At 69.0% G+C, this 13759-nt stretch carries 14 protein-coding genes; 8 read left to right on the forward strand and 6 right to left on the reverse strand.

From position 1 onward, the window contains the following. The first annotated feature begins 473 nt into the window (after positions 1 to 473). The 3 genes from tam to N1F91_RS27445 all read left to right on the forward strand — a co-directional run bounded on the left by tam (position 474) and on the right by N1F91_RS27445 (position 3179). Positions 474 to 1253, forward strand: a complete 780-nt coding sequence (gene tam, locus N1F91_RS27435; RefSeq protein WP_289996879.1) for a trans-aconitate 2-methyltransferase — start codon at positions 474 to 476, stop codon at positions 1251 to 1253. Positions 1254 to 1425: 172 nt separating this feature from the next. Next, on the forward strand, positions 1426 to 2547 hold the full coding sequence (locus tag N1F91_RS27440) for a beta-ketoacyl-ACP synthase III (RefSeq protein WP_289996880.1): 1122 nt from the start codon (positions 1426 to 1428) through the stop codon (positions 2545 to 2547). A gap of 14 nt (positions 2548 to 2561) precedes the next feature. Further along, the gene (locus N1F91_RS27445; RefSeq protein WP_289996882.1) at positions 2562 to 3179 is read left to right on the forward strand and encodes a molybdenum cofactor sulfurase; all 618 of its coding nucleotides are present in this window, start codon (positions 2562 to 2564) and stop codon (positions 3177 to 3179) included. 13 nt (positions 3180 to 3192) lie between these two features. Here the strand turns inward: N1F91_RS27445 and N1F91_RS27450 are convergent, their stop codons facing one another. Both N1F91_RS27450 and tsaA read right to left on the reverse strand, forming a co-directional pair. Then, positions 3193 to 3504, reverse strand: a complete 312-nt coding sequence (locus tag N1F91_RS27450; RefSeq protein ID WP_289996883.1) for a DUF2293 domain-containing protein — start codon at positions 3502 to 3504, stop codon at positions 3193 to 3195. Next, positions 3501 to 4004, reverse strand: coding sequence for a tRNA (N6-threonylcarbamoyladenosine(37)-N6)-methyltransferase TrmO (gene tsaA, locus N1F91_RS27455; RefSeq protein ID WP_289996884.1), 504 nt, complete (start codon positions 4002 to 4004; stop codon positions 3501 to 3503). The genes N1F91_RS27450 and tsaA overlap by 4 nt, the downstream gene beginning before the upstream one ends. A gap of 549 nt (positions 4005 to 4553) precedes the next feature. On the opposite strand from tsaA, the gene N1F91_RS27460 reads away from it, so the two are divergent. Continuing rightward, positions 4554 to 5567 (forward strand): metalloregulator ArsR/SmtB family transcription factor, encoded by a 1014-nt coding sequence (locus N1F91_RS27460; RefSeq protein WP_289996886.1) that lies wholly within the window; start codon positions 4554 to 4556, stop codon positions 5565 to 5567. After that, positions 5564 to 6487 (forward strand): methylenetetrahydrofolate reductase [NAD(P)H], encoded by a 924-nt coding sequence (gene metF, locus N1F91_RS27465; protein ID WP_289996887.1) that lies wholly within the window; start codon positions 5564 to 5566, stop codon positions 6485 to 6487. The genes N1F91_RS27460 and metF overlap by 4 nt, the downstream gene beginning before the upstream one ends. 803 nt (positions 6488 to 7290) lie before the next feature. Here metF and N1F91_RS27470 read toward each other — a convergent pair. Then, positions 7291 to 8220 (reverse strand): DMT family transporter, encoded by a 930-nt coding sequence (locus N1F91_RS27470; protein ID WP_289996888.1) that lies wholly within the window; start codon positions 8218 to 8220, stop codon positions 7291 to 7293. A gap of 162 nt (positions 8221 to 8382) precedes the next feature. Here N1F91_RS27470 and N1F91_RS27475 point away from each other — a divergent pair, with 162 nt between their 5' ends. Continuing rightward, positions 8383 to 9606 (forward strand): alanine racemase, encoded by a 1224-nt coding sequence (locus N1F91_RS27475; RefSeq protein ID WP_289996889.1) that lies wholly within the window; start codon positions 8383 to 8385, stop codon positions 9604 to 9606. A 2-nt stretch (positions 9607 to 9608) separates the two neighbouring features. Then, positions 9609 to 9869, forward strand: coding sequence for a hypothetical protein (locus N1F91_RS27480; RefSeq protein WP_289996890.1), 261 nt, complete (start codon positions 9609 to 9611; stop codon positions 9867 to 9869). Between the two features lie 9 nt (positions 9870 to 9878). On the opposite strand, the gene N1F91_RS27485 is transcribed toward N1F91_RS27480, so the two are convergent. From N1F91_RS27485 to N1F91_RS27495, 3 genes are all read right to left on the reverse strand, one after another. Then, complete coding sequence (locus N1F91_RS27485) at positions 9879 to 10598, reverse strand: LrgB family protein (protein WP_289996891.1); 720 nt, start codon at positions 10596 to 10598, stop codon at positions 9879 to 9881. Next, positions 10595 to 10966, reverse strand: coding sequence for a CidA/LrgA family protein (locus N1F91_RS27490; RefSeq protein ID WP_289996898.1), 372 nt, complete (start codon positions 10964 to 10966; stop codon positions 10595 to 10597). Before N1F91_RS27490 ends, N1F91_RS27485 begins: the two co-directional genes overlap by 4 nt. A 105-nt stretch (positions 10967 to 11071) precedes the next feature. Continuing rightward, on the reverse strand, positions 11072 to 11887 hold the full coding sequence (locus N1F91_RS27495; RefSeq protein WP_289996894.1) for a GH25 family lysozyme: 816 nt from the start codon (positions 11885 to 11887) through the stop codon (positions 11072 to 11074). 224 nt (positions 11888 to 12111) lie between these two features. Here N1F91_RS27495 and N1F91_RS27500 point away from each other — a divergent pair, with 224 nt between their 5' ends. Next, complete coding sequence (locus N1F91_RS27500) at positions 12112 to 13494, forward strand: serine hydrolase (RefSeq protein WP_289996895.1); 1383 nt, start codon at positions 12112 to 12114, stop codon at positions 13492 to 13494. Positions 13495 to 13759 lie beyond the last annotated feature (265 nt).

A 13759-nucleotide genomic window follows, 5' to 3' on the forward strand; every position in this document is an offset into this window, starting at 1 on the left:
GAAAAGGACCGGTGCCGCGTCTGCGCCGTCCCGCCTTTCGGCGACGGCCGAGGCATGGATCCCGGGTCTGCGCCTCCGCTTCGCTCCTGCTTCGCCCGGGATGACGAAGGCGAAGGTATGCCGCGGTGACGAAGCGGGCGCTCGCACCCCGCCGTAGCTGCGCCACCCCCCTGCCTTCGTCATCCCGGAACGACGTCCAAGCGCAGCGAAGGACGATTTATCCAGGATCCATGCCTCGCCCGTTTCGGCCACCCCGCTGCCGCAGTCTCGACGACGGCCACCGAAGACGATGCGGCGCCCACGACCTGGATTTCGACGGCGGCAGCCTGAAGCTGCGCTTGGGGCTCAACTGAAGCGCGTTTCGCTCTTCCAGTCTCGGTCCGCGTCGGCGACTATCGTATCGTCGTGACAATCTCCGACCGTCGGCCATTGGCGCCGCACATGGCGGTCGCCCATCCCCGCGAGGTCCATCGATGTCTCCCACCCGCCCCGACTGGTCCGCCACGCAATACCTCAAGTTCGAGGACGAGCGCACGCGCCCCGCGCGCGACCTGCTGGCGCAGGTGCCCGTGGCCGCCCCCCGCCGCGTGGTCGACGTCGGCTGCGGGCCGGGCAATTCGACCGAACTGCTGGCACAGCGCTGGCCCGACGCCGAAGTGTCCGGCTTCGACACGTCGCCCGACATGATCGAAAAGGCACGCAAACGCCTGCCGGGGCTCGACTTCTCGCTCGCCGACGCGGCGTCCTGGCAGCCCGCCGAACCGGTCGACGTGATCTTCGCCAATGCCGTGTTCCAATGGTTGCCCGGGCATCCGGCGCTGCTTGCGCGGCTGATGGGCTTCCTTGCGCCCGGCGGGGCGCTTGCCGTGCAGATGCCCGACAACCTTGCCGAGCCGACGCATCGCCTCATGGTCGAGACGGCCGCCACCATGCCTTTTTCGGCGAAGATGGCGGGTGCCGCCCGCGCACCGCTGCCGCCGGTCGCCCATTACTACGACGTGCTGAAGCCGGTCGCGGCGCGGGTCGACCTCTGGCACACTATCTACAACCACCCGCTGGCCGATGCCGACGCGATCGTCGAATGGCTGCGCTCCACCGGCCTGAAGCCCTTCCTCGACCCGCTCGAGGACGACGAGCAGGCGGCATTCCTCGACGCCTATCGCGCCCGAATCGCTGCAGCCCATCCGCCGATGGTCGACGGAAAGGTGCTGCTGCGTTTCCCGCGGCTGTTCATTCTCGCCAAGAAGGGCTGACCGATCCGGACGAAAAGCGGCAGGTTGCAAGGGCCCCGCCACGCAACGCCGCTTTGTTGCGGCGCATGATCAGGTTTGCACCGCGCCGACGCGCGATATACGATGCCGCCGTTACTGCGCGAGAGGAACACCGGTCCGCGGCAGTGCCCGACGGACAGGAAAGACGAAAAGCATGAAGCGCGTCATCATCAGCGGGACGGGGGCGACCATCCCGCAGGCCGTGATCGGCAACGAGGAACTGGTCGAGAGCTACAACGCCTTCGTCGAGCGCGAAAACCTGCAGCGTGCGGCCGAAGGGCTCGAGCCGCTGCCATCCTCCAGCGCCGCCTTCATCGAACACGCCTCGGGCATCCGCCAGCGCCACGTCCACACGCCCGACGGCATCCTCGACATCGACCGGATGGCGCCGCGCATCGCCGCGCGCGACGACGACGACCTGTCGGTGCTGGCCGAATTCGGTGCATCGGCCGCGACGGCGGCGATCGAGGACGCGGGCGTCGATCCGGCGAGCGTCGACCTCGTCATCTGCGCCTCCTCGCACCTGCAGCGCATGTATCCGGCGATCGGCATCGAGATCCAGAAGGCGGTAGGCGCGCAGGGCGCGGCCTTCGACTTGAGCCTCGGCTGCTCGTCGGCGGCCAGCGGGCTGCACGTCGCGTTCAACCTGCTGCGGGCCGGCGCGCATCGCCGCGCGCTGGTGGTGACGCCGGAGCTGATCACCGCGCATCTCAACTTCCGCGACCGCCAGACGCATTTCATCTTCGGCGACGCGGCCACCGCGCTGCTGCTCGAAGCCGTGGACGACGACCGCGAGGTGGCCGGCCGGTTCGAGCTGGTCGACACGCGCAACTGGACGCAGTTCTCCAACAACATCCGCTCGAACTTCGGCTATCTCAACCGCGCCGCGGAAGAGGATGCGAGCCGCGTGCCGATGCACGACAAGCTGATCAGGCAGCAGGGCAACAAGGTGTTCAAGGACGTGACGGTGGCCAGCCACCGCTTCATCGTCGACTTCCTGGCCGACCATGGCCATACGCCGCACACCATCCGCCGCTTCTGGCTGCACCAGGCCAACGGGCGCATGAACGCGATGATCCTGAAACTGGCCTTCGGCGAGGAGGTGGGGCAGGACCGCGCGCCGATGGTGCTCGACGAACTCGGCAACACCGCCGCCGCCGGCGCGGTGGTGGCCATGCACCGTCACCACAAGGACATGAAGCCGGGCGATTTCGGCCTCGTCTGCACCTATGGCGCCGGCTATTCCATCGGCGGCGCGCTGGTGCGGATGATGTAGGCTGGAGGCCGCCGATGCAACTGCCCCTGCTGCGCCTCGACGACGAGGTGGAAATCCACCCGGCCCGCAAGCTGCTCGGCACGGTGGACGCGGTGCTGGTGGCGGGCGGGCGCGATTTCGTCACCGCGCGGGCCGACACGCTCGACCTCGGCTTCGACGGGATCGCAGGCGACCATCACCGCGGCGTCACGCGACGCTCCGGCGGCCGCGAGCCCTGGTATCCGCGCGGCACCGAAATGCGCAACGAGCGGCAGCTGTCGATCGTGGCCGCCGACGAACTCGCCATCGTCGCCGGCCGGATGGAGCTTGCCGAGATCCTTCCCGAATGGATCGGCGCCAACATGGTGCTCGGCGGCGTGCCCGGCCTGTCGATGCTGCCGGCCGGCACGCTGCTCTTCTTCTCCGGCGGGGTGACGCTCAAGGTCGACGGCCAGAACGTGCCCTGCCGCATCGCCGGCCGCTCCATCGCCGACCATGCCCGCATGCCCGACCGCGAAGCCGGCGCGCTCCTGTTTCCCAAGGTCGCGCGGCGGCTGCGCGGCCTCGTCGCCTGGGTGGAGAAGCCGGGCCGCATCGCCGCCGGCGAGAAGGTTTCCGTGCGCATCCCCGAGCAGTGGATCTATCGGCCCTGAAGATTGCCGGCCGTCACTCTTCGTCGTCGGGATCGAGCAGCCGCGTCGCGCGCCAGCGCGTCAGGACGGCATTGGTCTCGTCGATGACGAAGAACCGCGCCGAATCGCGGTCGTAGCCCTCGTCGAGCAGGGCCTCGTAGCCGGTGTGCTCGTGGCGGACATGGGCGACGGCGGCGAGCCAGACGGCCGTGGAAGGCGGCAGCGTCTTCATGTGCGGGCGCATGGCATCGGCCCTGATCTTCTCCATGTCGGCATAGGGGGCTGCCGGCAGGAGCAGGGTCAGCGCCTTTGCCACGGCGCGGGCGCGGCCGGTGCGGCCGATCACGAGCCGCTTCGCTCCGACGGGCGCGTCGCCTCCGGAAAGGCGTCGATCGAGGCGAAATAGGGCTTGAGGTCGACGACCGGCGTGCCGTCGAGCACGTCGATGGCATCGATCCCGACGATGCCCGAGGCGATGTCGACCGAGACGATCCGCGCCACATGCAGGCCGATCGGGTTCGGCCGGGCAGGGGAGCGCAGCGCGAAGGTCCCGCGCGGCGCGGCGGCATGGCGCGGGAACTGGACGATCAGGTCGCGGTCGGAGCGATCGAGCCAGGTGAGGAGGACCACGTGGCTGAACCCCGACAGCCCGTCGAGGCCTTCGCGATAGGCGTTTGCGATCTCGACGCTGGCCGGCCGCCCGCGCTCGCGGGCCGCCGCCATGTTCTTCGGGCAGTCGCTCCGCTCGGTCCAGGGCGAATGCACCGTGCCGATGAAGACCAGCCCGGCATCGGCGGGCATCGCCGCCGGATCGAAGGGCAGTTGCCGTTCACCCTCGCGCTTCATGCTCTGATCTCCAACGCTGTCGGGCAGCGGCCCGGGGAGGGGATCGATCCTACGGCTCCGAAGCCTGCCGGGTCGTCCCTCTCTTGTCTCTATGCGGTTGGCAGGCAAGTACGCCATCGTGCGGCCGTCATCAACTCCGCTGCATTCGAGCGTCTGCAGGTTGGCATCGACGGTCAGCCGCGCGGCCTCCCTCATCGGCGTCATTCCGGGGCCGCGCGGCGGAGGCATCCGGATCCGGAATCCATGCCGCAACGTCTGCGGCAAACGCCTCGACACGACCGGCGTCACGGAATGGATTCCGGACAGACGCTCCGCGCTGTTCGTCTTCCGGAATGACGGGGGTATCGCTGCCGGAGCCGAGACTGCCTCCGCTCCCGGCCCGCAGCCGACCGCCTCGCCGTCCTCGGTACGGTTCGCGGAGGACGGCGCCGCAGCTGCGGCTGTGGTTGGCCATCGAAGCCGCGGGCATTGTTCGCCGGGATTGCGATGACCGGTTGCATCATTCGCCCACTCGATATAAACATATCTTTATATCGTTTGGAGTTGCCGATGCTGTCCCGTCCCCTGACCGATCTCGCTGCCTTCGTTGATAGCTTGAAGGCGGTCGCCGAATCCAGCCGGCTGCGCATTCTCTACCTGCTGTCGCGCGGCGATCTCACGGTCTCCGACATCACCGAGATCCTCAACCAGTCGCAGCCGCGCGTCTCGCGCCATCTCAAGCTCCTGCTCGACGAAGGTCTGATCGGCCGCTACCAGGAGGGCTCCTGGGCCTATTTCCACCTGGCCGAGGAGGGGTTCGAGCGCGACCTCGTGGCGAGCCTCATCGCCCGGATCGACCCGGCGCAGCCGCCGGTCGACCGCGACCTGGAGCGGCTTTCCGCGGTCAAGTCGCGCCGGCAGGAGCGGGCCGCGGCCTATTTCGGCGCCAATGCCGAGAGCTGGGACCGCATCCGCTCGCTGCACGTGCCGGAGGCGGCGGTCGAGACGGCGATCATCGATCTCGTCGCGCGGCGGCCCTTCCGCACCATGCTCGACCTCGGCACCGGCACCGGCCGGATGCTGGAGATTCTGGCGCCGTTCTACCAGCATGCGATCGGCGTCGACCTGTCGCGCGAAATGCTGGCGATCGCGCGCGCCAACCTGGAGAAGGCGGGCATCGCCCATGCGCAGATCCGCCAGGGCGACCTGCTGGCGCCGCCGGTCGAGCGAGGCCAGTTCGATCTCGTCACCATCCACCAGGTGCTGCACTATCTCGAGCATCCCGGCGCCGCGATCACCGAGGCCGCCCGCCTGCTGCGCCCCTCGGGACAATTGCTGATCGTCGACTTCGCCGCGCACGAGCTGGAGTTCCTGCGCGAGGAGCACGCCCATCTGAGGCTCGGCTTTTCGGACCGGCAGATCGCGGAGTGGTTCGACGAGGCGGGGCTGGATCTCGCAGAGACGATCGAATTCGAACCGACGGGCGTCGCCGGCGAGCATCTGACGGTGAAGCTCTGGCTCGGCCGCGACCGCCGCCTTCTCATCGCCGACACGCACAGCACAGCCAAGGAGCAGACCGCGTGAACCAGTTCCGCTTTTCCCGCCGTCCCGACATCGGCAACCGCATCAAGGTGTCCTTCGAGTTCTTTCCGCCGAAGAACGACCTGATGGAGGCGAGGCTCTGGGAGACGACCGATCGGCTGCAGGCGCTGTCGCCGGACTTCGTGTCCGTCACCTATGGCGCGGGCGGCTCGACGCGCGAGCGCACCGCGCGCACGGTCGGCCGCATCCTGCGCGAGACGAGCCTGGTGCCGGCCACGCACATGACCTGCGTCGACGCCTCGCGCGACGAGGTGGACGAGGTGATCGGCGATTTCATCGGCATGGGCGTCACGCGATTCGTGGCGCTGCGCGGCGACCCGGCCGAGGGCGTCGGCGCCCGCTACCGGCCGCATCCGGCCGGCTACGCCAATGCCGCCGAGCTGGTGGGCGCTCTGAAGGCGAGGGGCGCGGCCGACATCTCGGTCTCGGCCTACCCCGAGAAGCATCCGGAAAGCCCGGATTTCGCCACCGACGTCGACATGCTGAAGCGCAAGGTCGACGCCGGCGCGACGAGGGCCATCACCCAGTTCTTCTTCGACAATGACAGCTACGAGCGCTACGTCGAGCGCATCCGCCGCGCCGGCATCTACGTGCCGATCGTGCCGGGCATCCTGCCGGTGCACAATTTCAGGCAGGTCGCGAGCTTCTCGGCGCGCTGCGGCGCACATGTGCCGGCCTGGATGGCGGAGCGCTTCGAGGGGCTCGACGACGACCCGCAGACCCATGCGCTGGTGGCGGCGGCGGTCGCGGCCGAGCAGGTGCTCGACCTCGTCGAGCGCGGGATCACCGACTTCCACTTCTACACCATGAACCGCGCCGATCTCGTCGTCGCGATCTGCCACATGATCGGCATCCGCGCCTTGGCGATCCCCCAGCAGGAGACCCGCCCGGCCGCCGCGTAGGCCGCACCGGGCAGAGCGCCGTCACCTTCTCCCATCGCAGACGATGCCAAGGTGAAGCCGACGTCGCGGCCAAGCCCTCTTCTCCCCGTTCACGGGGAGGAGATGCCGGCAGGCAGATGAGGGGCGGCGCCGACGCTCCAAGCCGGGCGCAACCGGCCGAAAGCGCACCGGGGCAGGACACGCCGTCCGGACCGCCGATTCGTCCGCTCGACCCTCCGCGCCGCCCCTCATCCCCCTGCCGGGACCTTCTCCCCGCAAGCGGGGAGAAGAGCGCCGTCACCGACGGCTTCGTTTATCGCAGACCTGGCGCCGACGTCGCGGCCGCGCCCCTTCTCCCCGTTCACGGGGAGAAGATGCCGGCAGGCAGATGAGGGGCGGCGCCGACGCTCCAAGCCGGGCGCAACCGGCCGAAAGTGCGCCGAAACACCCCCGCACCCCCCCGAACGCAGAACGGCCGGGCATCATGCCCGGCCGTTCGCTTGTCTCTGCTACCTTTCGGGCCGGCGGACCGGCCCTCCGCTCAGGGGATCACCCCGACGATAAGCGCTCCGATGAAGGCGAACGCACAACACACCATCAACGCGTTGATAGGTTTCGTCAGTCCCATGTCATAGCCTCCTCAGTAGACTATGCCAGAAGTGTAGGCGAGTTTGTGCCACTGGCAAGCGAATTGTGTGCTGCGGCGCACAGTGGATGTGGAACCTTCGCCGCCGGCCGGCGTGTTTCCCGTTGAAAATCCTTGCTTATCCTGCGGCGGTCGGCCTGTGCGAATCCTTAGCCGGAAGCGCGCCGGACAGGCGCCTCTACCGCACTGCAGCATCGCGGCTGCGGCGGCGGAGCAGGCGGCCGTCGATCACGACCAGGCCGCAGGCGATGATGGCGATTCCGGCCAGTTCGAAAAGCTCCAGCCTCTCGGCGAGAAAGACGGTGCCGAGCAGGATGGCGCTGGCCGGGACGATCAGCGTCACCAGCGAGGCATTGCTGGCGCCGGCTGCCGCGACGATCCGGAAGTAGAGGATGTAGGCGAAGGCGGTGGCCAATAGCGCCAGTCCGAGCACGGCGCTCCAGGCGCCGAGGGAGGCGGTCGCAAGGCCTTGCCCGCCATCGACCAGCAGCGCCACGGGCAGCATCACGGCGGTCGAGGCGGTCAGCTGGCCGGCGGCCACGAGCTGCGGGGGAAGGCCCGTGATGCGCTTGGCCAGGATGAAGGCGAAGGCGTAGGACAGCGACGCGCCGACGAGGAACAGCTTTGCCCAGACCGGGCCGCCGAGACCCGCCAGCACCCCGGGTCCCACCATGATCGCCGTTCCGGCGATGCCGATCAGCACGCCCGCCACCTTGTTCACCGTCAGCTGCTCGTCCGCCAGGAAGGCGCTGGCGACGAGCGCCGTCCAGAACGGTGTGGTGGCGTTCAGCACCGAGGCGAGGCCGGCGCCGAGCTCAGTCTGGCCCATGAAGATCAGCGAGAAGGGCACCACATTATTGAACAGGGAGAGCAGCACCAGCGGCCCGGCCATCCTGAGTGCCGGCGCAAACGACTGACCCGTCGCCGCGAGAAAGACATGCAGCGCCGCGGCCGCGATGCCGACGCGCAGCAGCACCAGCGTGATCGGCGGGATCTCGGCCACCGCGATCCGCGCGAAGAAGAACGACCCGCCCCAGATCGCGCCGAGAGTCAGGATCTGCGCCCAGACCGCGGCGGTCATCGGGGCGGGCGTGGTCTTCTGCGTCATGTCGGCTTTCCTGCTTTCGGCGTCTCGTGTTCGCCACGCGGCTGGGATAGGACAGGGAACGGCCGGCGACCACCCGAATTCCGTTGCCGGGACATGGCCGTTCCGGCGCGGCCTTCGTGCCGGTGTCGGCGGATCCTCTTCGCGCCAGCATGGGAGTGGCCGATGCAGACCTTCGAGAACGCCCGCGAGGCAGCGCTCACCATGCGGCCGGACGTGCCGGTCTACTGCTTCCGGCCGGCGGTGCTGAAGGCGGATGCGCGGCGGTTCATGGAGATGTTTCCGGGCAGGACCGCCTATGCAGTGAAGACCAATGGCGAGCCGATGGTGCTGCAGGCGCTGGCCGAGGCCGGCGTCACCGCCTTCGACGTCGCTTCGCCGGCCGAATTCGCGGCGGTGCGCGCCGTCGCGCCGGCCGCCGAGATGCTCTACATGCACCCGGTCAAGGCGCAGTCCGACATCCGGCTGGCGCTGGAGACCTACGGCATCCGGGTGATCGCGGTCGACCACGAGGACGAGGTCACCAAGCTCGCCCGCGTCGTGCAGGCGCTCGACATCGACCCGGGCACCATCACCGTCTTCGTGCGGATCCAGACCAAGGGCAGCGCCGCCTACGAACTGTCGAAGAAGTTCGGCGCCGGGCCGGCCCATGCGGTCGAGCTGCTGCAGCGGCTCGACCGCAACGGCTACAAGGTGGGAATCTGCTTCCACGTCGGCAGCCAGATCACCGATCCCGACACCTATGAGCGGGCGCTGCGCAGCGCCGACTGGGTGCGCAACCGCGCCGCGGTGCCGCTCGCCGGTCTCGACGTCGGCGGCGGCTTTCCGGCCGAATACGGCCATGATCCGAATCGCAAGGCGCCCGACATGCCATCGCTCGGCCAGCTGATGTCGCGGCTGCGGAACGACATCGAGGAATGGGGCTTCGGCGACATGCCGCTGGTGGCCGAACCGGGCCGCGTCATCTGCGCGCATGCCTTCTCGCTGATCGTGCGGGTGCTCTTGCGCAAGGGCCGCCGCATCTACATCAATGACGGCATCTGGTCGTCGCTGTCGGACTCATGGACCGGCAAGATCACGCTGCCGGCGCGCTTCATTCCCGATCCGGCGATCCGCAGCCGCAACGGCGACGAGAAGACCATCGTGCCGTTCAAGGTCTGCGGCGCGACCTGCGATTCGGTCGACATCCTGTCGCGGCCGTTCTGGCTGCCGGAGACGGTCGACACCGGCGACTGGATCGAGATCGGCAACATCGGTGCCTATTCGCTGTCGCTGCGCTCGCGCTTCAACGGCTTCTATCCCGACACCTTCGTGGAGGTGACGACGCCGTTCGACGAGGGCAGCGAGCCTGAGGGTTTTGCCAGCCTCGAGACGATGGCGGGCTCCTGACCATGGCCGCGCCGCGCGTGCCCAAGCTCATCCGCTTCGTCGTCGTGAATTCGCTGACCGGCATGCTGATCGGCTGGCTCGTGGCGGCGGGGCTGATCTGGTTCAACATCGGCGGCTTCGGCGAACTCGTCTGGCATTCGCGCCAGCGCATGGTGGCGCTCTTCATCCTCGCGATGTCGTTCGGCGTGACCTTCGCCTTCGCCTTCCTCGCCACGGCGCTGATGCTGCTGCCCGGCGACAAGGACCGCTTCGACAGGGTGTGACCGGTCGCGTCAGCCGGCGAAGGCCAGCCACAGCAGCACGAGCAGGCTGGTCAGCGCGCCGTTCAGCCCCATGGCGATGCCGGCGAAGGTTCCGGCGAGTTCGGAGACCTGGAAGGCGCGCGCCGTGCCGATGCCATGCGAGGCGACGCCGGCGGCAAAGCCGCGCGCGGCATAGTCGGTGATACGCAGCGCGTTCATCAGCGGCGTGACGACGATCGCGCCGATGATGCCGGTGGCGATCACCAGCACCGCCGTCAGCGCCGGCAGGCCGCCGAGGCTGCTTGCCAGCTCCATGGCGATCGGCGCGGTGACCGATTTCGGCGCCAGAGAGGCCAGCACCTCGCGCGGCGCGCCGAAGGCCCAGGCGATCGCCACCGCGCTCGCCGCCGCCGTCACCGAGCCGGCGATCAGCGCGGCCGCCATCGGCAGGAGCGAACGCCGCACGATCGCCAGGTTGCGGTAGAGCGGGATCGCCAGCGCCACCGTCGCCGGGCCGAGCAGGAAGTGGACGAACTGGGCGCCGTCGAAGAAGCGGGCATAGTCGGTGCCGGTGGCGACGAGCAGGCCGGTCAGCAGCGCCGCCGCGATCACCACCGGGTTGGCGAGCGCATGCCTGCCGAAGCGTGCCGACACCGCGTCGCCGATCCAGTAGGCGACCAGCGTCGCCGTCAGCCACAAGAGGGGCGAGGCGGAGAGGTAGACCCAGATGCGGACGATGTCGCCGTTCACTCCGAGGCCCTCCGCGCCGTCCATCGCGCCACGGCCAGGAAGACGCCGACGGTGACCAGCAGCGTCAGCACCGTCGAGACGACGAGGGCGAGGATCAGCGGCAGGCCGAAGCTCGCGATCACGTCGCCCTGCTGGACGATGCCGACGGCGGCCGGCACGAACAGCAGCGACAGGTTGCGCAGGAGCGTGCCGCCGGTGGCCTCCAGCCCGCGCCCGGGGCCGCGGCGGGCGAGGAGCACCAGAAACAGCAGCCCCATGCCGACCACCGGACCCGGAAACGCCAGTCCGGCGAATACCTGCCGCAAGGCCGTTACGAGCACTTCGCCCGCCAGCTGGCAGGCCAGCAGCAGGGCGAGCGCAGGCACGATGCCGAGCGGCTTGTGGTCGGTCTGGTCCGGCATGGTGCCCTCCGAAACCGCAAGCTGGCACAGCCGCCGCGGCGGCGCCAGAGCGTCACCCCGCCGCGCGAACCCTCAGTTCGTGTTGGCCTTCAGCCATTTCGTCCAGGCGGAGGCGCTGCCGGAAAAGACGTTGATGTCGGCGTCGCCGCGGATGCCGGGCACGATGCCGGTGCCGGTGTACTGCCAGAACAGGAAGTTCTGCCGGCCGTAGCGGGTGTCGGGATGGTCGGCGACCGAGCGCAGCCACCAGTCGTAGCCGCGGAAGCTCGACAGCCCGTTGTCTTCCCAGAAGTCGATCGATGTGTAGATGATCGGCCGCTTGCCGTAGTGCTTCTCGACCGCGTCGAGGAAGATTTTCATCTCGGCGCGCACGGTGGCGGCGGGCGGCCTGAGCTTGCAGGACGGCGACAGATGGTTCCATTCCATGTCGAGCACGGGCGGCATCGCCGACCTGTCCCTGGGCACGTGGCGGATGAACCATTGCGCCTGCTCGATCGCCGGGCGGCAGAAATAGAAGAAGTGGTAGGCGCTGCGCGGCACGCCGGCCAGCTTCGCCGCGTTCCAGTTGCGGTGGAAGAACTCGTCGACCCGGTCGCCGCCCTCTGTCGCCTTGATGAAGGCAAACGAGATGCCGCTGCGGCGGGCCTTCTCCCAGTCGACCGGCCCCTGATATTTCGACACGTCGGTGCCATGCACCGGATAGGTCCACGGCGCCTTGCCGGTCCAGGCATGCGGGTCGCGATCGCCGTAGCGCGGGTTCGTCACCGCCACGCCGGCCGCCGAGCCTGAACTCGGCGCGAGGTCGGACAGGCTGATGCCGCCCGAGGTGCAGCCGGTCGCAAACGCTGCCAGAACCGCCGCCAGTGTCGCCGCCGCCCATCGGCGCATGTCGATCTCCCTTCGTCCAGGCCCCGAATCGGTGCCGGTTTGCGGGTCTGTGGATAGACCATGGACCCCGACGGGTCACCGCGCGTCGCCCGGCCTAACGACCACGAAATGGTGATTGCCTTTCGCGCCGGCCCGCCCGATTGTGCCGGCCAGACAGCGGCGGAAGGCGGCAATTCGATGGCCGCCGGGATTAGTCGGCGGACAGGAACAGGACGGCGTCAGGCATGCGCATTCTCGGCACGATCCTCAAATGGCTGCTCATCGCCGTCGTCGTGGCGGTGGTCGGGCTGGCAGGCTGGCTCTTTCTGGCGCCGCCGGAACTGATCCGGGTGGCGAGCGGCTACACCGCCAAGATCGTCTGTTCCAACGTGTTCCTGGCCGGGCGCGACGCGCAGGACGTGCTGACTGTCGACGTGCAGGCGCCCGGCCATCCGATCCTCGGCTATCTCACCGTCGACGTCGACCCGTCCGCCGGCACCGCGAAGGCGGCGCTGCTCGGGCTGTTCGGGCCGGGGCTCGCCGCCCATCGCCAGGGCCTCGGCTGCGCCTCGGTGCCTGCGGGCGACCGGTCGACGCTCGCCGATCTTACCGCCACGCCGGGCAGCGAGGCCGGGCGTCCCGGGTTCTGGCCGGAAGGCGACATGGTGGAGCAGCCGCAGTCGGCAGAGATCGCAGCGATCCTGCAGGACGAGGCGCTGGTGGGCCCGGGCCTGCGCGCGGTCGTCGTCGTCAGGGACGGCCGCATCGTCGCCGAGCGCTACGGCGAGGGCTTCGATGCGACCTCGCCGCTGCTCGGCTGGTCGATGACCAAGACGGTGAACGCGGTGCTGGTGGGAACGCTGGTGCAGGAAGGCCAGCTGTCGCTCGACCAGGCCGGTCTCTTCCCCGGCTGGACCGACGAGCGGGCGCGGATCACGCTGTCGGACCTGATGGGAATGCAGAGCGGGCTTTCCTTCAACGAGGATTATGGCGACGTCACCGACGTCACCCGCATGTTCTACCTCGAGCCGGACATGGCGGGCTTCGCCGCTGCCAAGCCGCTCGCCGGACCGCCCGGCACGATCTTCAGCTATTCCAGCGGCACCGCCGTTCTCCTGTCGCGCCTCTGGCAGGATACGCTGGGCGAGCCGCAGGCGGCGATGGACTGGCCGCGCGAGGCGCTGTTTGATCCGCTCGGCATGGAGAGCGCCGTGCTGGAGACCGACGCGGCCGGCACCTTCGTCGGCTCGTCCTATCTCTACGCCACCGCGCGCGACTGGGCCCGCTTCGGCCAGTTCATGCTGGGCGACGGCACGGCGGACGGCCGGCAGGTCGTGCCGGCGGGCTTCCTTGCCTGGATGCGGCAGCCGGCCCCGGAGTCGAAGAACGAATACGGCAACGGCCAGCTCTGGCTGCACGGGCCGCAGGGCGGCACGCCGGACGGGGAGGACCCCGATGCCGGCTTCGACCTGCCCGCCGACGCCGCCTGGGCGCTCGGCCATGACGGCCAGTCGATGGCGATGATCCCCTCGAAGGGCCTCGTCGTGCTGCGGATGGGGCTGACCCCGTCCAAGCTCGGCTGGAAGTCGCAGGGGCTGGTGGAAGCGGTGGCGAAGGCGGTGGAGTAGCGCTGGCGCTGCCGCCAGGCCGCCGCCACGCCCCTCCCACGTCGCCGCCACAGCGCGCCCGCGCCCGCGTCACCGCTACAGCGTTCTCCACACCGGCCGCACCGTCATCCTCGGGCCTCCCCGCCGTCATCCTCCTGCCCAGGCGCCGTCATCCTCGGGCTTGTCCCACTGCTGTCCGGTTTAGCTTTGCAGGAACGCGAAGCTGATCTGGTTGGGATTTGGCTTCGGTGGATTTGGCGGTGTGGTGAGTTTGTCGATTGGTCTG

The organism is Aquibium sp. ELW1220 (assembly GCF_030398385.1).
Lineage (GTDB): Bacteria > Pseudomonadota > Alphaproteobacteria > Rhizobiales > Rhizobiaceae > Aquibium.